18 protein-coding genes and 1 pseudogene are annotated in these 21,747 nt (G+C 44.5%); 9 read left to right on the top strand and 10 right to left on the bottom strand.

What is annotated here, in order from left to right:
• Nucleotides 1-2: 2 nt before the first annotated feature.
• Nucleotides 3-743 (top strand): tRNA (guanosine(37)-N1)-methyltransferase TrmD, encoded by a 741-nt coding sequence (trmD, locus tag Q5H80_RS11570; RefSeq protein WP_009847608.1) that lies wholly within the window; start codon nt 3-5, stop codon nt 741-743.
• A gap of 59 nt (nt 744-802) precedes the next feature.
• Complete coding sequence (rplS, locus tag Q5H80_RS11565) at nt 803-1,156, top strand: 50S ribosomal protein L19 (protein WP_009847607.1); 354 nt, start codon at nt 803-805, stop codon at nt 1,154-1,156.
• A 446-nt stretch (nt 1,157-1,602) separates the two neighbouring features.
• Here the strand turns inward: rplS and yacG are convergent, their stop codons facing one another.
• From yacG to nadC, 8 genes are all read right to left on the bottom strand, one after another.
• Nucleotides 1,603-1,800 (bottom strand): DNA gyrase inhibitor YacG, encoded by a 198-nt coding sequence (yacG, locus tag Q5H80_RS11560; RefSeq protein WP_017101236.1) that lies wholly within the window; start codon nt 1,798-1,800, stop codon nt 1,603-1,605.
• Nucleotides 1,801-1,880: 80 nt separating this feature from the next.
• Complete coding sequence (zapD, locus tag Q5H80_RS11555; RefSeq protein ID WP_017101235.1) at nt 1,881-2,621, bottom strand: cell division protein ZapD; 741 nt, start codon at nt 2,619-2,621, stop codon at nt 1,881-1,883.
• Between the two features lie 26 nt (nt 2,622-2,647).
• On the bottom strand, nt 2,648-3,262 hold the full coding sequence (gene coaE, locus Q5H80_RS11550; RefSeq protein WP_304564838.1) for a dephospho-CoA kinase: 615 nt from the start codon (nt 3,260-3,262) through the stop codon (nt 2,648-2,650).
• Nucleotides 3,263-3,264: 2 nt separating this feature from the next.
• Nucleotides 3,265-4,134, bottom strand: coding sequence for an A24 family peptidase (locus Q5H80_RS11545; RefSeq protein ID WP_304564837.1), 870 nt, complete (start codon nt 4,132-4,134; stop codon nt 3,265-3,267).
• 68 nt (nt 4,135-4,202) lie between these two features.
• Nucleotides 4,203-5,429, bottom strand: coding sequence for a type II secretion system F family protein (locus Q5H80_RS11540; RefSeq protein ID WP_304564836.1), 1,227 nt, complete (start codon nt 5,427-5,429; stop codon nt 4,203-4,205).
• 15 nt (nt 5,430-5,444) lie between these two features.
• Nucleotides 5,445-7,130, bottom strand: coding sequence for a type IV-A pilus assembly ATPase PilB (gene pilB, locus Q5H80_RS11535; RefSeq protein WP_304564835.1), 1,686 nt, complete (start codon nt 7,128-7,130; stop codon nt 5,445-5,447).
• The gene (locus Q5H80_RS11530) at nt 7,131-7,556 is read right to left on the bottom strand and encodes a pilin (protein ID WP_304564834.1); all 426 of its coding nucleotides are present in this window, start codon (nt 7,554-7,556) and stop codon (nt 7,131-7,133) included.
• A 254-nt stretch (nt 7,557-7,810) separates the two neighbouring features.
• Nucleotides 7,811-8,701 (bottom strand): carboxylating nicotinate-nucleotide diphosphorylase, encoded by an 891-nt coding sequence (nadC, locus tag Q5H80_RS11525; protein ID WP_139685627.1) that lies wholly within the window; start codon nt 8,699-8,701, stop codon nt 7,811-7,813.
• Between the two features lie 83 nt (nt 8,702-8,784).
• Between nadC and ampD the strand changes: the two are divergent.
• The 5 genes and pseudogenes from ampD to lpdA all read left to right on the top strand — a co-directional run bounded on the left by ampD (nt 8,785) and on the right by lpdA (nt 16,949).
• Nucleotides 8,785-9,385, top strand: a pseudogene (gene ampD / locus Q5H80_RS11520) (1,6-anhydro-N-acetylmuramyl-L-alanine amidase AmpD).
• 481 nt (nt 9,386-9,866) lie between these two features.
• Nucleotides 9,867-10,628 (top strand): pyruvate dehydrogenase complex transcriptional repressor PdhR, encoded by a 762-nt coding sequence (pdhR, locus tag Q5H80_RS11515; RefSeq protein WP_304564832.1) that lies wholly within the window; start codon nt 9,867-9,869, stop codon nt 10,626-10,628.
• 62 nt (nt 10,629-10,690) lie between these two features.
• Nucleotides 10,691-13,354 carry a pyruvate dehydrogenase (acetyl-transferring), homodimeric type gene (gene aceE, locus Q5H80_RS11510; protein WP_304564831.1) on the top strand — a complete coding sequence of 888 codons (2,664 nt, stop codon included), beginning with the start codon at nt 10,691-10,693 and terminating at the stop codon, nt 13,352-13,354.
• 26 nt (nt 13,355-13,380) lie between these two features.
• Entirely contained in the window at nt 13,381-15,276 is a 1,896-nt protein-coding gene (gene aceF / locus Q5H80_RS11505; protein WP_304564830.1) for a pyruvate dehydrogenase complex dihydrolipoyllysine-residue acetyltransferase, read from the top strand.
• 242 nt (nt 15,277-15,518) lie between these two features.
• The gene (lpdA, locus tag Q5H80_RS11500; RefSeq protein WP_304564829.1) at nt 15,519-16,949 is read left to right on the top strand and encodes a dihydrolipoyl dehydrogenase; all 1,431 of its coding nucleotides are present in this window, start codon (nt 15,519-15,521) and stop codon (nt 16,947-16,949) included.
• A gap of 341 nt (nt 16,950-17,290) precedes the next feature.
• Here lpdA and Q5H80_RS11495 read toward each other — a convergent pair whose 3' ends face one another.
• Nucleotides 17,291-17,896: a LuxR/HapR/OpaR family quorum-sensing transcriptional regulator gene (locus Q5H80_RS11495; RefSeq protein WP_017103846.1), complete on the bottom strand. Its 606-nt coding sequence runs from the start codon at nt 17,894-17,896 to the stop codon at nt 17,291-17,293.
• A 337-nt stretch (nt 17,897-18,233) separates the two neighbouring features.
• Here Q5H80_RS11495 and hpt point away from each other — a divergent pair, with 337 nt between their 5' ends.
• On the top strand, nt 18,234-18,764 hold the full coding sequence (hpt, locus tag Q5H80_RS11490) for a hypoxanthine phosphoribosyltransferase (RefSeq protein ID WP_009847591.1): 531 nt from the start codon (nt 18,234-18,236) through the stop codon (nt 18,762-18,764).
• 93 nt (nt 18,765-18,857) lie between these two features.
• On the opposite strand, the gene can is transcribed toward hpt, so the two are convergent.
• On the bottom strand, nt 18,858-19,517 hold the full coding sequence (gene can, locus Q5H80_RS11485; RefSeq protein WP_304564828.1) for a carbonate dehydratase: 660 nt from the start codon (nt 19,515-19,517) through the stop codon (nt 18,858-18,860).
• Nucleotides 19,518-19,803: 286 nt separating this feature from the next.
• On the opposite strand from can, the gene Q5H80_RS11480 reads away from it, so the two are divergent.
• Nucleotides 19,804-21,435 (top strand): SulP family inorganic anion transporter, encoded by a 1,632-nt coding sequence (locus Q5H80_RS11480; RefSeq protein ID WP_304569410.1) that lies wholly within the window; start codon nt 19,804-19,806, stop codon nt 21,433-21,435.
• Nucleotides 21,436-21,747: the final 312 nt, after the last annotated feature.

Raw genomic sequence — 21,747 nt, 5'->3', positions numbered from 1 at the left:
ACATGTGGGTTGGCATTATTAGCCTTTTTCCTGAAATGTTCCGTTCTGTTACTGATTTTGGAGTAACAGGTCAAGCGGTTAAAAAAGGTCTTTTATCTATTGAGACATGGAATCCTCGTGATTTCACTCATGATAAACATCGCACTGTTGATGACAGACCTTACGGTGGTGGTCCTGGCATGTTAATGATGGTTCAGCCTTTGCGCGATGCTATCCAAACAGCCAAACAGGCAGCACCGGGAAAGACGAAGGTTATTTACCTTTCACCTCAAGGTCGTAAACTCGACCAACAAGGTGTTGAAGAGCTGGCAACAAACGAGAACTTGCTTCTTATTTGTGGTCGCTATGAAGGGGTAGATGAGCGCATCATTCAATCTGAAGTCGACGAAGAATGGTCGATTGGAGATTTTGTGATGACGGGTGGCGAGCTGCCAGCCATGACGTTGATTGATTCAGTCTCTCGGTTTGTTCCGGGTGTACTTGGAGATTTCGCTTCAGCAGAAGAAGATTCTTTTGCAAATGGTTTGCTAGATTGTCCCCATTATACGCGCCCTGAGGTACTAGACGATAAAGATGTGCCATCGGTACTCAAGTCTGGAAACCATAAGGACATTCGTCGCTGGCGATTAAAACAATCGTTGGGCCGAACTTGGCTAAGAAGACCAGAACTCCTGGAAAACCTAGCTCTGACTGACGAACAGGAACAATTACTGGCTGAATTCATTAAAGAGCAACGCTCTTAACGAAAAGCAAGCAGTAACCTATTAAATTTAGTATCAGTTTATTCTAGGAATTTATACAAATGAGCAACATCATCAAGGCTCTTGAAGAAGAGCAACTAAAATCAGACCTTCCTAAATTCGCACCAGGTGACACTGTTGTAGTTAAGGTTAAGGTAAAAGAAGGTGACCGTGAGCGTCTACAGGCTTTCGAAGGCGTTGTAATCGCTATTCGTAACCGTGGTCTACACTCTGCATTCACAGTTCGTAAGATCTCGAACGGTGAAGGCGTAGAGCGTGCGTTCCAAACTCACTCTCCAATGGTTGATAGCATCGAAGTTAAACGCCGTGGTGCAGTACGTCGTGCCAAGTTGTACTACCTACGTGAGCGTTCTGGTAAGTCAGCTCGTATTAAAGAGAAGCTTACTAAGAAGTAATTCTTTTTGCATTCTATCGATAAAAGCGGAGCCACTTGGCTCCGCTTTTTTGTGTCTGCTATTTAGAGTTTCATAGGTAAGAGAGCCTCAATTCGCTCGTTGCTCGCTCTGGGGCGGATATAGAGAGATGAGAAGAGTGTCATACGTGAGTATACCGTCGGAAAGCTAGGTAGTTCGAGGTTATTAGATTTCCAACTCGTTAGTTCCTCACTCTTGAGAATGACGAATGGGTAACTGGAATCTGGCATTGGATGATGAAGACTTATTACGGAAGAGGACAAGTAGGAAGGCTGTGGCTAATCGAATCCCGTAGTGACGGTAACCGTCATTCCCTAGACTGACGAAGGAAGGAGTAGGGAATCTCTACTCATACCATCTTACCGGCAATAAAAAAGGATTGACGTAAAACGCCAACCCTTCAAAATTTACTCGTTACGCTAAGTTGCTTAATATGGATCTTCCGACCAACCATCGCTATCCGACATGTCCGGTGCGCCAGCGATACTGTTCTCTTCGTCCGCCCATTCACCGAAATCAATCATCTGACATTGCTTGCTGCAAAACGGGCGATGTGGGCTTTGTTCACCCCATTCAACGTCAGTGTTACATTGAGGGCATTTAACGATGGTGATTTTGTTCGACATAGTGATTCTTAATTAGAGGGTGTTGTAAGAAATAGTTTAGGCTCAAGTGACAACTCAAGCCAAACAATAAAGGAAATGAATTAGCTGCAGATAGCCAACTCAAATTCAATATCTTGAGTACAGGCTTGCCCAGTTTCAAAGCTCATAAATTTAATAGCGAAACGGTTTTTATGTCCCGAGATCATCGGGTAGGCACCGTACTGCATTGGAATTGAAAGGCGAAGGATATTCGCTTCATCAGCATCGCTTTGGAAGAAACCTGTACGAGCGATCTGATCCTTAAAGTGACCAGTCTCTCTGGTGAGCTTCAACCATAGTGTTAATGCTTCATACAGAGGCTGTAGGCTATCCATCCATGTCTTAGCATCTCTAACTCTCTTATCAAGAGGAAGATGAAGCCAATAATGTAGAGCCGGTAAATCAAAGCAACATGAGCCACCTGGCAAGTTAAAGCGTTGACGAATGGCGCTAAGGAAGCGGTCTTCCTTTAATGATTGCCCAAAACGTTCCGCCTGCATCAATTCACGATAGATATGGCTAATATCATTGAGCAATGATGTCAGCATCTCTTGATCGACACCTTCAACATCTAACCAACTTTTATAGGTTACACGCTGTTTCTCAATATCTTTTGCGAGTTCGCTCTTAAGTTGTATCTGTTCGAAGATTTCAATCAGATCAAAGATAGAACGGAAAAAGAGTTGATACTGTTGAGCATCGGAAAATGCAGAAGACAGGTGTAACTGCCTCAAGAGTGATTCAACTCTTAAGTAAATGCGTGTTTTCTCATTTAGAGGATGTTCAAATTTGTGGGTGATCATCGAGCAAACCTTCATTCAACATTGTTCTATTCTGACCCATCTACAGCACTGATTGCCAGATACTTTTGATGTAAATCTGTGATTTGAGGCAAAAGTTCTTGGTTTTTAGTATGGTTTTTAATCACGTCATCTGCAACTGCTAAGCGCTGTTCTCTTGATGCCTGTGATTTTAATATTGATTCAACTTGTTTCCTAGAAACATTATCGCGACTCATCGTACGTTCTATTTGCACTTCTACCGGCACATCAACGATTAATACGCGATCGGTCATGCCTTGCATTTGGTTTTCAACCAATAGCGGTGCGACTAATAAAGCATAAGGGGATGTGACTTTAGACAGGTCACTGTCAATTTTGTCGCGAATCATTGGGTGAAGAAGGTCATTGAGCCACTGTTTCTCTTTAGGATCGGAGAAGATCAGCTCACGCAGTTTACTGCGGTCGAGTGTTCCATCTTCAAGCAAGATAACCTCACCAAAATGAGCGATTATCTGCTTTAAGCCGTTACTGCCCAACGCCACCACTTTGCGTGCCACGATATCAGCATCGACAATATCAATATTGAAATGCTCATTGAACAGGTTGGCTACTGTGGTTTTACCGCTGGCGATCCCACCGCTTAATCCGATAATAATTGCCATGGTTAAATTCCTAGTACAGAAGTGAAATACCAACCCATGATGTCGTTACCCCACATCAAACTTACCCAACCTGCAATCGCAAGATAAGGCCCAAATGGGAAGGCTCTATCTATACCTTGCTGTTTCAGGCGAAGCTGAATTAATCCGAAAACAAGGCCGACAAGTGAAGATAAAAGGATGATCATCGGCAGGTGTTGCCAACCCAGCCATGCACCTAATGCCGCTAGGAGTTTGAAATCTCCATACCCCATGCCTTCTTTGCCTGTTAGTAGCTTGAACAACCAATAAACCGACCACAAAGCTAGGTAGCCGGCCATTGCGCCAACTACGGAATCTTGAAGCGATACAGGGCTGATGTTAAACAGTGCTAAAGCGATACCAGACCAAACCAAAGGTAAGGTGATTTGATCAGGTAACATCATGGTATCCAAGTCGATAAAGGTTGCGGCAATCAATGCAAAGGTGAAAAAAATCAAAGCAATGGCGTAGTAACTGAAACCAAAGTGGCTAGCCACGACGGTGCATAGTATTGCAGTCAGCAGTTCGACCAATGGATAGCGAGCACTGATTGGATTAGCACAGCTATGACACTTACCTTTCAAGAACAACCAGCTTAATACTGGAACATTGTCGACGATTCTTAATTGGGTTTTACATTTCGGGCAAGCCGAACGAGGGATACTGAGATTGAACTTCCCCTCTGGCGCTGGAATTTTATATTGAGAGAAATACTCCGAGCACTCTTGTTGCCACTCTCGCTCCATCATAATCGGTAAACGGTGTATGACTACGTTGAGGAAACTGCCAATAAGAAGGCTAAAAATGAAAGCTAATACGGGGAATAGCCAAGGATAGTAGTGAAATACTTCCATAGTGTCCTTTACCACTTAATCAATACAAGCAGTGGTTCTCTGCTTGAGGGGTGTTTGGTTGCTTTTAGCTATCCTAACACACTCATAAGATTAAAGATCGGTAAGTACATCGCGACAACAAGCCCACCAATAGCGGTGCCTAAAAATACGATGATCAGTGGCTCTAGAATCTTACCTAAATTATCGACGGTGTTGTCGACTTCAAATTCATAAATAGATGCGATTTTATTAAGCATGTCATCAAGGTTACCGGACTCTTCTCCTATCATGACCATCTGTAAAACCATTTCAGGAAAGGCATCGGTATTGCGCATCGCGATATACATCGGCATGCCAGCGGCTGTTTCACGGTGAACTTCGATGATGGCCGCTTCATAATGCAGGTTACCTGCTGTTTTAGCTGTGGTCTTCAGGCTGGTTAAAATGGGAATCCCTGAACTAAAACTGGTTGATAAGGTTCGGCTGAATTTGGCGATAGAGGCTTTGGCTAATACTCCGCCAAGAATAGGAAGTCTTAACCCTAGACGGCTGAATGATAAACGAATGGAATAATACCGTTGACGCAGTTGGTAGGTAAATAATGTGACTAACCCTATGCCAACGGCAGCATAAAGACTGTAAGCCTGTACCCAATGCGAAAGGGAGAGTACTTGTTGAGTAAACCAAGGGAGGTCTGCCCCGAAGCCTGAAAACATCGATTCAAATTCAGGAATGACCATGGTGAGCATTAAGTAAGAGACAGTCAGCGCGACAGCGACCACCATTGTGGGGTAAATCAATGCTTTTATGACCTTAGATTTTAGCTGCTCACTCTTTTCTCTATAGGTTGCCAAGCGTTCAAAGACTTGCGCTAGGTTTCCGGAAAGCTCGCCAGTAGCGACCAAATCGGTGTATAAGTCATCAAAGTGAGTGCTTGCCGTCCGCATCGCTTTTGATATAGGGGTTCCCGCTTCGACACCTCGACAGATGTGCAATAGAATTGATTTCATTTCAGCTTTACGGTGATTGTCTGACACTAGCTTAATGGCCTGAACGATAGGCACGCCAGTGGCAAGCATGGTCGCAAGTTGTCGAGTCAAAATGGTGATGTCTTTGGCTTTGACTCGGTGTGTTAAACGAGTGACGGCTGAGATACTTTTCTTTTTGATTTTCTTAATCTGAATATGCTGATCTTTGAGCTTTTCTCGTACTTCTAATTCGGCGAGTGCCAAGGTTTGCCCAGACACCTTTTTGCCTGAGCTGTTTATGCCTTTCCAGTGGTAGTTTTTTAATGGTGACTGCAGTTTAGTGCTCATGAGTGCTCCGATGGATTATAGATACAGAACACGTTGCAGTTCTTGATAGCTGGTCGTGCCTTCAAGCAACTTATCGATACCGGATTCTTGCAGTGTTCTCATTCCTTCTCTACGCGCGAGATCTTCAATCTCTAACGCGTTAGGTTTATTGATCAGACTATTTTTTAGTTTGTCGGTGAACGGCATCACTTCGTAGATACCCACTCGACCGGAGTAACCCTGATTACACTCATTGCACCCTTGTGGGGTGGCTTTGTAGAGTGTTTGATTGTTAGGAATAGAGTGACGCAGAAATATGTCCGGCGAGTTGTCAGCTGCTTTACAGTGGTTGCACAGTCGCCTTGCCAGTCGCTGCGCGATAATCAGGCTTAATGACGAAGCGAGGTTAAATGGTTCAATCCCCATATGGGCGAGCCGAGTCACGGTTTCCGAAGCTGAGTTAGTATGGAGTGTCGAGAGGACTAAGTGACCCGTTTGTGACGCTTTGATCGCGATCTCGGCGGTTTCTAAATCACGGATCTCACCGACCATCACCACATCAGGGTCTTGTCGCAAGAAAGAGCGTAGTGCTTCGGCAAATCCAAAACCAATCTTTGGTGTCACCTGTACCTGATTGATACCACACAGGTTGATCTCCACCGGATCTTCAGCTGTTGAGATATTGCGCTCAGAGGTGTTAAGCATGCGAAGCCCCGTATAAAGAGATACCGTTTTGCCGCTGCCAGTGGGCCCAGTCATTAAGATCATCCCTTGCGGGCGTTTTAGGGCATTGAGATAGAGCGCTTTTTGATCCTCGCTGTAACCGAGCTTATCAATGTCGAGATTGGCTGCGCTGCTGTCTAGAAGGCGCAGTACGATCTTTTCTCCCCATAATGTCGGTAGAGTCGATACACGCATATCGATCGCGAGTTCGTCATTCAAACGCAGCTTAATGCGACCGTCTTGCGGCAGGCGACGTTCGGCGATATCAAGCTTTGCAAGGATCTTTAAACGAGCGGATAACCGACGGCTTAAATGAGAAGCGGGCTGTTGGACCTCAACAAGGATCCCATCGCAACGCAGACGTACTCGGTAGTTTTCTTCATAAGGTTCGAAGTGGATGTCTGATGCGCCTTTACGGGCCGCATCCACTAATATTTGATTGATAAAACGGCTAACAGGGGAGTCGTCTTTGCTAAGGTCTTCAATTGAAGTCATTTCGTCGTCAGAGACTTCAACGAGATTGGCGAGCTCATCTTGGGTGATCTCTTTGCGCTTGGAGTCTTGCCCGGAAATAGATCGGCCATACAGCTTTCGTATGGCGCCTTCTAATTCGGAGTAGTTAGCGACAACCAACTCAATCTGTAATCCTGTTGCAAATCGAAAGTCGTCTTCAGCTTGCAAGTCGGTTGGATCGGCAGAGGCGAGCGTGAGAGTAGAGTTAGAGATGACAACTGGGATAGCACGATACTTAGTGATCAATTCACGAAGCCCTAATTGGTCACACAAGACTTCATAGTCAGTATTGGCTAGCTGCACCAACGGCAAACCGAAAATGGTTTTGATGTTATGTGCGAGGCTATCGCCAGTGAATAAGCCCAGAGTGAGCAAAGCTTCAGGCGTTGACCTGCCAGAAGCATGAACTAGCTCTGCAACAGCTTGTTCCTGAGTCAGGCTAAGTAAGCTAGCCTGACGGAGAACGGTTGGGAGGTTGGTTAGCACTTATGAACAGCCATCAATAGCAATTGCAGGTGCTGTTGGAGCACAAGTCCACCCTGTTGCAGCATCACGAGTAAATGTAACTATTCCAGTGTTAATTGAGCTACTCGCATCGAATGTAAACACCACTGTTGGGTTACCGCCAGCGTTTAGAGCTGATGTTATAGCTCCTAAGTCATTGGCTGCACCATCAATTCCTAATTGAGCTAATGTCGCAGCGGCAGCAATGCCATTTTCTTGATAAAACAATTCTGCAGGAGTGATTAATGATTTGACCGTTGCTAACCCAGAGGATACCTCAGAGCGAGTAACATAGTTTTGATATGCAGGTACAGCAATAGCAGACAGCACACCAATAATCGCAACTACAATCATCAATTCAATCAGCGTAAAGCCTTTCTGGTTTGTTCTTTTACTTTTATTTTTCATTGTTCTATTCCATTTGTTTAGTTTGTTTCAGTGCAAGCACCAGTTGATGGAAAGAATAGAAGTTGAGATTTAGAAGTGGAATGGTGTTCAGGTGTGGGCGCGAGTGGTTTTGTATTTGTTGGTGTGTTGTTTCATATGGGGCGCAAAATTATGCGATCAGCTTAGTTAACTGATTGATATACTGATAATAAGAGCAATAAAAAAGGCACCGTTATCAACAGTGCCTTTACAGAAGTTATTTACTATTCAGTAAATTACGCTTTAAATCTCATCGATAGATCCATTGCTTTTAGGTGCTTAGTCAGTGCACCCACAGAGATGTAATCCACACCCGTTTCCGCGAATTCTGCAATCGTATCTAGAGTCACGTTACCAGAGTTTTCTAGTGCTGCACGACCTGCGTTGATTTTAACCGCTTCACGCATCATGTCTGTGGTGAAGTTGTCTAGCATGATGATGTCTGCGCCAGCGCTGATCGCTTGCTCTAGCTCTTCTAGGCTTTCCGTTTCAACTTCTACCGGCTTACCCGGGTTAAGCTCTTTTGCTGTCGAGATCGCTTTCTCAATCCCACCACAAGCGATGATGTGGTTTTCTTTGATTAGGTATGCATCGAAAACACCGATACGGTGGTTGAAGCCACCACCACAAGCCACGGCATATTTTAGTGCGCTACGTAGACCTGGAATCGTTTTGCGAGTGTCTAACAGGCGGCATTCTGTGTGTTTGATCTTATCAGCATAGATTGCTGTCGCCGTTGCACAACCAGATAGTGTTTGAATGAAGTTCATTGCATTACGCTCACCCGTTAATAGTGCGCGTGCTGGACCTGTTAGGCTACAAAGCGTTTGATTTGGTTCAACCTTGTCACCGTCTTCTACGTTCCACTCAATAGTGACTTCACCGCCCAGTTGCTTAAACACTTCATCGGCCCAAGCTTTACCACAGAATACGCCATGTTCACGGGTAATAATGGTTGCGCTGTTGATTGCGTCTACAGGGATTAGACTTGCTGTAATATCAGCCGCTGGATCTAACGTTCCACCTAGATCTTCTTTGATGGTCTCAGCGACTGCGCGAGTGATCTCTAGCGGCAGCTGCTCTTTTAAGTAATCAAGGCGTTGGTGGCTGTTATGTGTGTTTTTCATCGCAAATCTAATCTTGAAAGGGAGTGGGAATGGAATGATACTCTTGCTTAACTTCAAATTAAAGAGGCTAGCGCGACTGCTCTATGGGCAAAGTCACAATCTTATTGCGCTAGTAGAAAAGAAAGCGAGACCAAGATGACGATGAGCTCCAACGGATGGTACGACAACGCTCGGCATGTTCCTTCTCCGTATTTTGATGCTAGACCTAGCGGCGAGGATATCTCTCTGCTGGTGGTCCATAACATTAGTTTACCACCGGGCCAATTTGGCGGCCCTTACATTGAACAGTTTTTCACGGGAAAACTTGATCCGGCAGATCATCCATTTTTTAAAGTGATTCATCAAATGGGCGTTTCGGCACATTGCTTGATTCGCCGTGATGGTGAGGTGGTGCAGTTTGTATCGTTTCTTGATCGAGCTTGGCATGCGGGTCAATCGAGTTTCGCTGGCCGTGAAAGATGTAATGACTACTCGATTGGTATTGAACTGGAAGGAAGCGATTTTATCGCTTATACAGAGCCGCAGTACCAAGCGCTTACTCGATTAACAGAAACGATCGTATCGACTTTCCCTCAAATAACCACCGAGCGTATCACCGGTCATCAATATATAGCCCCGCTACGCAAAACTGACCCTGGCTTGGTTTTCGACTGGCAGAAGTTTAAAGGCGAGCTCAAGGTTTAAGCCTCATTATTGAAGGTGCTCTATTGTTGCTGGTGGTTGAATAGTCAACGCCTAGCATAATCACTTGTGAATTTTTGTTGTTGCGATGTAAATAAAGTGGTTAGGGGGAGGGCGTCAATAAATCGAGAGTGTGACGAGCTTATCAAACGATCTAATATTAAAACTTATGAACAGGATTTCTACCTCTAATGTGCGCTTGGTTTGATTTTTAATCAAGTGGCACTCATCTTTCTGAAACAATCCATTTTTATCCTGAAACTTTCTAGCACGGATACTCCCCAAAAGTATTACCCCTGTAAATGGTAAGACCAAATTGGTTGCTGTTTTAAATTTCATTTGTTAAATCATGGTTAATTCGCGCTGTGTTCTATGATTCAGGTCAATTTTACTCTGGACAGTGGCGTTTTAATTATGTTAATTTCTGCCCAAATTAAAATTGGTATTACCAATTGTCAGCGAAGAAAAAGAAGAACAACAAACTATGGCTTATCAAAGGATTCGTCAGCCAAAACTCTCGGACGTTATCGAACAAGAGTTAGAAAGGTTGATAGTGGAAGGAACACTGGCTCCAGGGCAGCAGCTGCCGCCTGAGCGCGAACTGGCGAAACAGTTCGATGTGTCTCGTCCTTCAATCCGAGAAGCGATACAACGTTTGGAAGCAAAACGCTTGCTTACTCGCCGTCAAGGTGGAGGTACGTTTGTTAGCGAAAATATCTGGAAGAGCTTTTCAGATCCTTTGCTTAATTTGTTGTCGTCTCATTCTGAAACCCAACTAGACTTGTTGGAATCGCGTCATGCGATGGAAGGGATTTCGGCTTACTTCGCGGCATTGCGTGGCACTGATGAAGACTTTGCTCGAATTCAAGCATGCCAAGGAAAAATTCACGGTGCGCAAGATAAGGGTGATATTGAAGCCGAATCTGCAGCTGTGATGGCTTTTCTTATTGCTTTAACAGAGGCAGCGCACAATGTGGTGTTATTGCACATTGTTCGTAGTTTGGCTCCGTTACTCGAACAAAATGTCTTAGAAAATTTAAAGCTGTTGCATCGTCGTAAAGACGTTGTGGAAAAAGTGAGTATACATCGAGCTAATATTGTAGATGCGATTGTTTCAGGAGAGCCAGAACAGGCGCGTGAAATGTCACACTCTCATTTAGCTTACATCGAAGAAACATTGATGGATTTGACTAAAGAAGAATCGCGTCGCGAACGTTCTTTACGTCGAATTCAACAGGGTAAATAGCCGTAATACTTCGACTATTTACGTGTTTAGTAGAATCCAACTAACAAAAAGGATAGATCGCCATGTCTGACATGAAGCATGACGTTGATGCTCTGGAAACTCAAGATTGGTTAGAAGCTCTTGAGTCAGTAGTACGTGAAGAAGGTGTAGAACGTGCACAGTTTTTACTAGAACAAGTTCTAGATAAAGCGCGTTTAGATGGTGTTGATATGGCTACAGGCATCAACACGAACTACATCAACACAATTCCAGCAGCACAAGAGCCAGCTTACCCTGGTGACGTAACTCTTGAGCGTCGTATTCGTTCGATTATTCGCTGGAACGCAATCATGATTGTATTGCGTGCTTCTAAGAAAGACCTAGACCTTGGTGGTCACATGGCTTCTTACCAGTCAGCTGCTGCGTTCTACGAAGTATGTTTTAACCACTTCTTCCGTGCTCCAAACGAGACAGACGGTGGCGATCTAGTTTACTACCAAGGTCACATCTCTCCAGGTATCTACTCTCGTGCATTCGTTGAAGGTCGTCTAACTGAAGAGCAGCTAGATAACTTCCGTCAAGAAGTTGATGGTAAAGGTATTCCTTCATACCCGCACCCTAAACTAATGCCTGAATTCTGGCAGTTCCCGACAGTATCTATGGGTCTAGGCCCTATCTCTGCTATCTACCAAGCGCGCTTCCTTAAGTACCTTGAAGGTCGTGGCATGAAAGATACTTCAGGTCAACGTGTATACGCGTTCCTAGGTGACGGTGAGATGGATGAGCCAGAATCACGTGGTGCTATCTCTTTCGCTGCACGTGAGAAGCTAGACAACCTATGTTTCCTAATCAACTGTAACCTACAGCGTCTAGACGGCCCTGTAATGGGTAACGGTAGCATCATCCAAGAACTTGAAGGCCTATTCAAAGGCGCAGGTTGGAACGTTGTTAAAGTTATCTGGGGTAGCAACTGGGATTCTCTACTAGCTAAAGACACGACTGGTAAGCTTCTTCAACTAATGAACGAAACTATCGACGGTGACTACCAAACATTCAAATCTAAAGATGGCGCATACGTACGTGAGCACTTCTTTGGTAAGTACCCAGAAACAGCTGCACTAGTTGCAGACATGACTGACGACCAAATCTTCGAACTGAAACGTGGTGGTCACGATTCTTCTAAACTGTTCGCTGCATTCAACAATGCAAAAGAGACAGGTGGCAAACCAACAGTAATCCTAGCTAAGACAGTTAAAGGTTACGGTATGGGTGAAGCAGCAGAAGGTAAGAACATCGCTCACGGTGTTAAGAAGATGGACATGACTCACGTACAATACCTACGTGACCGTCTAGGCCTACAAGACATCCTTTCTGATGAGAAAGTATCTGAGCTTCCTTACCTAACACTGGAAGAAGGTTCTGCTGAGTACGAATACCTACATGCTCGTCGTAAAGCTCTACAAGGTTACACTCCTCAGCGTCTGCCAAAATTCACTCAAGAGTTCAAAGTTCCTGAGCTAGACGCGTTCGCACCTCTGCTGGGTGAACAGAAGCGTGATATCTCTACAACGATGGCTTATGTACGTACGCTAAACATCCTTCTTAAAGATAAGAACATTGGTAAGAACATCGTTCCTATCATCTGTGATGAAGCTCGTACATTCGGCATGGAAGGTCTATTCCGTCAGGTTGGTATCTACAACCCACACGGTCAAGACTACACGCCTGAAGATAAAGGCATCGTTTCTTACTACAAAGAAGCAACGTCTGGTCAAGTTCTTCAAGAAGGTATCAACGAACTAGGTTCTATGGCTTCATGGGTTGCAGCTGCAACTTCATACAGCACAAACGATCTACCGATGATTCCGTTCTACATCTACTACTCAATGTTCGGTTTCCAACGTATTGGAGATATGGCTTGGTTAGCAGGTGACCAACAAGCTCGTGGTTTCCTACTTGGTGCAACTGCAGGTCGTACAACGCTAAACGGCGAAGGTCTACAGCACGAAGATGGCCACTCGCACATCATGGCGAACACAGTACCTAACTGTATATCTTACGACCCAACGTTTGCTTACGAGCTAGCGGTAATCATGCAAGACGGTATCCGTCGCATGTACGGTGAGAACCAAGAGAACGTTTACTACTACCTAACAGTAATGAACGAAAACTACGCAATGCCAGCAATGCCAGAAGGCGCTGAAGAAGGCATCCGTAAGGGTATCTACAAGCTTGAATCTCACGCTGGTGCTAAGGGCAAAGTTCAACTAATGAGCTCTGGTACTATCATGAACGAAGCGCGTAAAGCCGCTAAGATCCTGAGCGAAGAGTACGGCGTAGCATCTGATGTATTCTCTGTAACGTCGTTCAACGAACTGACTCGTGACGGCCAAGCGGTAGAGCGTGACAACATGCTTCACCCAGAAGCTGAAGAGAAAGTACCGTACATCACAACTGTTCTTGGTAACGAACCTGCAATCGCAGTAACGGATTACATGAAGAACTACGCTGAGCAAGTACGTGCATTCATGCCTTCTGAGTCTTACAAAGTACTTGGTACTGACGGTTTCGGTCGTTCAGACAGCCGTGAAAACCTACGTCGTCACTTCGAAGTAAATGCAGGCTACGTTGTAGTTGCCGCGCTGACTGAACTGGCTAAACGTGGTGATGTTGAGAAATCAGTAGTTGCTGAAGCAATTGCTAAATTCGGCATCGACGCAGACAAAATTAACCCGCAATACGCATAAGACTGGCATTAAGGTAGGTAAATACAATGACAATCGAAATTAATGTACCAGACATCGGTGCTGACGAGGTTGAAGTAACTGAGATTCTTGTAAACGTTGGCGACAAGGTTGAAGAAGAGCAGTCACTGATCGCTGTTGAAGGCGACAAAGCTTCAATGGAAGTTCCTGCGTCTCAAGCGGGTATCGTTAAAGAAATCAAAGTAGCAGAAGGCGATTCTGTTTCTACTGGTTCTCTTATCATGATCTTCGAAGCGGAAGGTGCTGTAGCAGCACCGGCGGCACCAGCAGTTGAAGCGGCGGCACCAGTTGCAGCCGCTCCTTCTGTTGCGGACGAACTGAAAGAAGTTCACGTTCCTGATATCGGCGGTGATGAAGTTGAAGTAACTGAAATCATGGTTGCTATCGGTGATGCAGTAGAAGAAGAGCAATCTCTTCTTACTGTTGAAGGTGACAAGGCTTCAATGGAAGTTCCTGCACCATTCGCTGGTATCGTTAAAGAAATCAAGATCGCTTCTGGTGACTCAGTATCTACTGGTTCTCTAGTAATGGTATTCGAAGTAGCGGGCTCTGCATCTGCAGCAGCTCCTGCTCCAGCGGCAGCAGCACCAGTTGCAGCGGCTCCAGCAGCATCTGCTGAGAAAGAAGTGAACGTTCCTGATATCGGTGGTGATGAAGTAGAAGTTACTGAAATCATGGTTGCGGTTGGCGATACAGTAGAAGAAGAGCAATCTCTAATTACTGTTGAAGGCGACAAAGCTTCAATGGAAGTGCCTGCACCATTCGCTGGTACAGTAAAAGAAATCAAGATTGCAGCTGGCGACAAAGTGTCAACAGGCTCTTCAATCATGACTTTCGTTGTTGAAGGCGCAGCTCCAGTAGCAGTAGCGGCTTCTGCTCCAGCTCCAGCACAAGCAGCAGCTCCGGCAGCAGCACCTGCACCTAAAGCAGAAGCAGTAGCTCCAGCAGCTGGCGACTTCCAAGAGAACGGCGAGTACGCTCACGCATCTCCAGTTGTTCGTCGTCTAGCTCGTGAATTCGGTGTAAACCTAGCGAAAGTTAAAGGTACTGGTCGTAAGAGTCGCGTACTTAAAGAAGACGTTCAGTCTTACGTTAAAGATGCACTTAAGCGTCTAGAGTCTGGTGCAGCAGCATCTGGCAAAGGCGGCGATGGTTCTGCTCTTGGTCTACTACCTTGGCCAAAAGTTGACTTCAGCAAGTTCGGCGAAACTGAAGTTCAGAAGCTTTCTAAGATTAAGAAGATCTCTGGCGCTAACCTGCACCGTAACTGGGTAATGATCCCTCACGTTACACAGTGGGACAACGCAGACATCACTGAGCTAGAAGCATTCCGTAAAGAACAGAACGCAATCGAAGCGAAGAAAGACACTGGAATGAAGATCACTCCACTTGTGTTCATCATGAAGGCTGTTGCTAAAGCGCTAGAAGCATTCCCAGCGTTTAACTCTTCTCTTTCTGAAGATGGCGAAAGCATCATTCTTAAGAAGTACGTAAACGTGGGTATCGCTGTTGATACACCAAACGGTCTAGTTGTTCCTGTCTTCAAAGACGTGAACAAGAAAGGCATTTACGAGCTATCTGAAGAGCTGATGGCTGTTTCTAAGAAAGCACGTTCTGGTAAGCTAACAGCGGCAGACATGCAAGGCGGTTGTTTCACAATCTCTAGCCTTGGTGGTATTGGCGGTACTGCATTTACTCCAATCGTAAATGCTCCAGAAGTAGGTATCCTAGGTGTATCTAAGTCTGAAATTAAGCCAGTTTGGAATGGTAAAGAGTTCCAACCACGCCTACAGCTTCCACTGTCTCTATCATACGATCACCGTGTGATCGATGGTGCTGAAGGTGCACGCTTCATTACTTTCCTAAACAGCGCACTATCTGACATTCGTCGTCTAGTACTGTAATTGAGAAAGTAATTATTAAGGTGACTTTCGGGTCACCTTAATTCTTTATATAAAGACTATTTTTAGAGAACAGTTTCCGGCATTTCTCATAAACTGCGGGGGAATTGTTGTCTAGCTCACAGGCTAACTTAAAGCTACTTTCACACTGTTAACATCTCTGTAAAATGTTTCCTGTTTGAAAGCCCAATAATTTTAAGAACATCTACTCAGCCTGTTAGGGATAATGACTACAAGAGGTCACAATGAGCAAAGAAATTAAAGCCCAAGTTGTTGTACTTGGTTCAGGTCCTGCTGGTTACTCAGCGGCATTCCGTTGTGCGGATTTAGGTCTAGAAACAGTACTAGTTGAACGTTACAGCACTCTTGGTGGTGTATGTCTAAACGTTGGCTGTATTCCATCAAAAGCACTTCTTCACGTATCTAAAGTAATTGAAGAAGCAAAAGCGATGGCAGAGCACGGCGTTGTATTCGGCGAGCCACAGACGGACATCAACAAGATCCGTATCTGGAAAGAGAAAGTCGTTGATCAACTGACTGGCGGTCTTGGCGGTATGGCTAAGATGCGTAACGTTACAGTTGTTAACGGTTTTGGTAAGTTCACAGGTCCTAACAGCATTCTTGTTGAAGGCGAAGGCGAAGCAACGACAGTTAACTTCGACAACGCAATCATTGCTGCGGGTTCTCGCCCAATCAAACTTCCTTTCATCCCACATGAAGACCCACGTATTTGGGATTCTACGGATGCACTAGAACTAAACGAAGTACCAGAAAAACTGCTTATCATGGGCGGTGGTATCATCGGTCTTGAGATGGGTACGGTTTACCACTCTCTAGGTTCTAAAGTTGAAGTTGTTGAGATGTTCGATCAAGTTATCCCTGCTGCGGATAAAGATATCGTTAAAGTCTTCACTAAGCGCATTAAGAACAAGTTCAAGCTAATGCTTGAAACTAAAGTGACTGCGGTTGAAGCGAAAGAAGACGGTATCTACGTTTCAATGGAAGGCAAGAAAGCACCAGCAGAAGCTGAGCGCTACGATGCAGTTCTTGTTGCTATCGGTCGTGTTCCAAACGGTGCACTTATCGACGCTGAAAAAGCAGGTATCGAAGTTGATGAGCGTGGCTTCATCAACGTTGATAAGCAAATGCGTACTAACGTTCCTCACATTCACGCGATCGGTGATGTTGTTGGTCAACCAATGCTTGCTCACAAAGGTGTGCATGAAGGTCACGTAGCTGCTGAAGTTATCTCTGGTAAGAAGCACTACTTCGATCCTAAAGTAATCCCATCAATTGCATACACTGAGCCAGAAGTTGCTTGGGTAGGTAAGACTGAGAAAGAAGCGAAAGCGGAAGGTCTGAACTACGAAGTTGCTACTTTCCCTTGGGCTGCTTCTGGTCGTGCAATCGCTTCAGACTGTGCTGACGGTATGACTAAGATGATCTTCGATAAAGAGACTCATCGTGTAATCGGTGGTGCTGTTGTTGGTACTAACGGTGGTGAACTTCTTGGCGAAATCGGCCTAGCAATCGAAATGGGTTGTGATGCAGAAGATATCGCTCTTACTATCCACGCTCACCCAACTCTACACGAGTCTGTTGGTCTAGCTGCGGAAGTATTCGAAGGTTCAATCACTGACCTTCCAAATAAGAAAGCAGTGAAAAAGAAAAAGTAAATACTCTTCATACTTGAAGCTGCAGCGTTGTTAACTGCGTAAGTTCACCCTAATCACATAGTAAATCTATGCTCATAGGGCTGAACTTACTTGTTGCCTAGCTGCAACTCCAATTATTTTGAGTATATCTAGATTATAAAAGCCGCTGATTCGTCAGCGGTTTTTTTATGTCTGAAGAAAAGAGCAGTAACGTTTCACTCCGAGATGCGAGTACGCTGCGCTTCGGGATGCGAAGAGACATTCCATTCTACAAAAAAGGGTTGACCCATTAGGCCAACCCTTAAATTATTTACTCGAATCTCGAATCTCGAATCTCGAATCTCGAATCTCGAATCTCGAATCTACTTATAAATACACAGCATATTTAGGTAGCTATCCGTCAAGGTCGAAAGTTCTTCTTGCGTATCTACACGTTTCGCTTGGATGAATAGCGAGTAGCAAATGCCGTGGAATAGATTTGCTAGATGTTTAGGGTCGTGATCGTCACAGACTTCGCCGCGTTCAATCGCCTTGCTAAACATGTTTTGCACTAACATTTGGTTGGTGCGGTTAGTGGTTACGAATAGTGGCCATACTTCATCGCGAGTTGATGCACTCCATTCGAACCATACATTTAACCAATTGCTATCTTGAGCCACTAAAGTCACCATTTCAGTCGCAATATTACGTAGATTTTCTTTTGCGTGAATATCTAGGTCAATGTTGTCTGAAAGGAAGTTCGAGAATTGACGAACAACGTGGTTAAGTACTTCATCAACCAGATCTTCACGGGTAGGGAAGTAGTTAAATACTGTTGCTACTGACACCTGAGCGATGTCTGCGATATCAGCGTGTCCACCGCGGCCAATGCCACGGCGAGAGAATACTTCAAGTGCGATTTCCATCAATTGAAGTTTTCTTTTTAAGGGTGAAAGCCTAGTTCTAGGTCTCTTCGTTATTGAGTCCATTTTATTTTTCCTTGCCAACGAATTTTTATATTAATGATTTTATTATTATTTAAGCCAAGATGAGTGTAATGGTGCATATGTGAATGGTCAATCCCTTGTGCTTGTTTTATAGACAGTTACATCAAACTTGATACATAAAGCGTGATCAGTGTTGATGTGAAAGGATGCGAGTATTGGATTACGCACCAATGCACATTTCATTGAGAATCTAACAGTAAATTCGAACCATAAGGTGGTGTGGGTATTTGAGCAGTGCTAGACTTACGCACAAAATTGAGCGACACAACTGACGAAAGTGTCAACATTCGTCGCAATCACCAAATAAAATGAGAGCAGTATGAAGCATACAGTTGAAGTCATGATCTCTGAGCAAGAAGTTCAGGATCGAGTGAACGAACTAGGCAAGCAGATCACGGAGCACTACCAAGGTAGTGAAGATCTAGTTTTAGTTGGCTTATTGCGCGGATCTTTTGTCTTTATGGCGGATCTTGCTCGTGCTATCGATTTAACTCACCAAGTGGATTTCATGACTGCGTCTAGCTACGGCAACGGCATGGAAAGCTCACGTGATGTTCGTATTTTGAAAGACCTTGATGATGATATTCAAGGTAAAGATGTTCTACTTGTAGAAGACATTATCGATACTGGTAACACACTGACTAAAGTAAAAGAGATCCTGAGCCTACGTGGTCCTAAATCTATCGAAATTTGTACGTTATTAGACAAGCCTTCTCGTCGTGAAGTCATTGTAGATACAAAGTGGATTGGTTTTGAAATCCCAGATGAATTTGTTGTTGGTGTGGGTATCGACTACGCACAAAAATATCGTCACCTACCGTACATCGGTAAAGTTGTACCTCAAGAGTAATAACGACTCTGTTGAATACAAACAAAAGGCTCGCAAAATGCGAGCCTTTCTTATATCTATTCTTTCTTATATCTACTGGTTAGACATTAAGAATTAACCTAGGATTGGAGACGATAGGATTTTATCAAGCGCCGCTAAATGGCTGTTTTCTAACGTGTCATTACTTGAGCAACGAACACCAAGATCTTGTAGCTTGCCATTACCAATACCATAAACCACACCGTGGATTTCAATATCTTGTCCACGTTCCCAGGCGCTTTGCATGATGGTTGAGTTACCAAGGTTGTAGACTTGCTCTGCAACGTTAATTTCGCATAACTTGTCACCCCATTGCTCACGAGGTAGAGATTCAATTTGCTTGCGGTACTTAAGGTAGTTATCGCGAATGTGCAGTAGCCAGTTGTTGATAAGACCCAGTTTAGGGTTATCAATCGCCGCGTTAACGCCACCACAGCCGTAGTGACCACAAACAATAACGTGTTTCACTTTGAGTACATCGACAGCGTATTGCACCACCGATAGGCAATTTAGGTCGGTATGAACTACTTGGTTCGCGACGTTTCGATGAACAAACAGTTCGCCAGAATACAAACCAGTGAGACGCTCGGCCGGAACGCGGCTATCTGAGCAGCCTATCCATAGAAAACCGGGGCTTTGGCCCTCTTCAAGTGTTGTAAAATACTCAGGTCGTTGAGCTCGAATTTCTTCTGACCATTTAGAGTTGTTTTCAAAAAGCTGTTTAATCTCTGGCATTTTGCGTTTTACACCCCTTAATTAAGAATCCTAACTATACACAATGTTACAAATTCAATCTTGTAAAAACTGTGTCAAATAGTACTCATCTGACGTGTACTAGTCGTTAAAATCATTAACTTTGCGTAAAAGGCATAATCCGAATATAAGAGACGAATAGTGTGATTAAATTAACACTTTCTGAACCGTTGATACATTTGTTAAAGTGATAAGGTTTGTCATTTCATCATCAGGAAGGTGTGTTTTGTTTGGAAGTCGTTTTACGGATATCAATCTCAAAGGAGATATGTTTGGCGGTGTAACTACAGCCATCATCTCATTGCCTTTAGCGTTGGCATTTGGTGTCGCTTCTGGTGCGGGCGCGGAAGCTGGCCTTTGGGGCGCCATCATGGTGGGCCTATTTGCGGCATTGTTTGGTGGCTCAAGCAGCTTGATATCAGAGCCTACTGGGCCGATGACAGTGATCATGACGGCTGTAATGACCAGCATGGTGGCCAAGTACCCTGAAACCGGGATGGCAATGACCTTTACCGTGGTAATGATGGCGGGTGCTTTTCAGATATTACTCGGTACATTAAAACTAGGAAAGTACGTTACTTTGATGCCATATAGCGTGATATCTGGCTTTATGTCCGGTATCGGCGTGATTCTTGTCATTCTGCAACTTTCTCCTTTGCTAGGGCACGCAGCCCCTTCTGGCGGAGTGATGGGCACACTTTCGGCACTTCCTGATACGCTAGCTAATCTGAAAGTCAGCGAGCTGTTTTTAGGGGTATTAACGCTTGGTATCCTTTTCGGTTTTCCAGCTAAATATCGTAAGTATGTGCCCGCTCAATTGGTCGCTTTAGTGGCTGTAACGCTTTTATCCGTTATTATCTTTGATACCGACTCTATTCGCCGTATTGGTGAAATTCCCGCAGGCTTACCTTCTCTTGTTATTCCGACTATCAGCGCTGAGCAATTCACTACAATGGTTATCGATGCTTTGGTGCTGGGCACTCTTGGTTGTATTGATACGCTTTTGACTGCGGTTATCGGAGATTCATTGACTCGTAAAGAGCATGATTCAGACAAAGAACTTCGTGGCCAAGGCATTGCGAATATGATTTCTGGTCTGTTTGGTGCGCTACCCGGTGCGGGCGCAACCATGGGCACAGTGACCAACATTCAGGTAGGGGCTCGTTCTCCGCTTTCTGGTGTTATTCGTGCTTTGGTGCTTGCGCTAGTGGTATTGGTTGCGGGAGGCTTAACAGAACCGATCCCTATGGCGGTGTTAGCTGGTATCGCGATGTATGTCGGCTTCAACATCCTTGATTGGAGTTTTATTCAGCGCGCACACAAGGTGAGCTATGCCGGCATGGGGGTCATGTACGGTGTGATGTTATTGACCGTATTCGTTGATCTAATTATTGCTGTCGGGCTGGGCGTTTTTATCTCAAACATTCTGATTATTGAAAGGTTGAGTCGAGAGCAAGCTAGACAAGTTAAGGCGATCAGTGATGGCGATGATGAAGACGATATCCCATTGACTGACAGTGAACGTCAGTTACTGGATAGTGCCAATGGTAAAGTGCTGTTCTTCTACCTTTCTGGGCCGATGATATTCAGTGTTTCAAAAGCGATTTCACGTCAACACTCGAGTATTTCTGATTATGAAGCGATGATCTTAGATCTAACCGATGTGCCTATGATTGATGTTACCGTTGGCCTGGCGCTAGAAAATGCGATTAAAGATGCCCTAGATGCGCAGTGTGAGGTGTACTTATTGTGTCCTAATGAGAATACTCGTCAGCAATTAGAGAAATTCCATGTGATTGACCTTGTGCCTGAATCCAATACTTATCGATTCAGATATGAAGCCCTGACGGCTGCAACTAGCTACGTAGACAGAGATGAACATCAATTTGACTCGGTTTAATCTTCAGTAATAATTTGACATGAATCAGTTATAGACGCCAAATATAGTATTGGTGATTAATGCCGTTAAGTTAATAACTTAACGGCATTTTTATGTTTACTGAACACTGAATTGGTCTTTACGTACCGAATATTCTTGTTCGCTTTCGAAAGAAACCCTCACTCGGTATTTGTATTAATCGTTAATCAACGATAAACTTATTTGCAAAATGGCCGAGTAAACAAGTTTGAGTTAGTTTTCTGCTAGCTCGTTTTAAGCATTACTCTCTTCCTCAAGCTCGGTCATCAACATCTTATCTATAGCAAATGGCAG

The sequence above is a fragment of the Vibrio sp. SNU_ST1 genome (assembly GCF_030563405.1).
Lineage (GTDB): Bacteria > Pseudomonadota > Gammaproteobacteria > Enterobacterales > Vibrionaceae > Vibrio.
The sequence above is the reverse complement of the archived record's forward strand: the minus strand, read 5'-3'. Positions and strand labels throughout refer to the sequence as shown.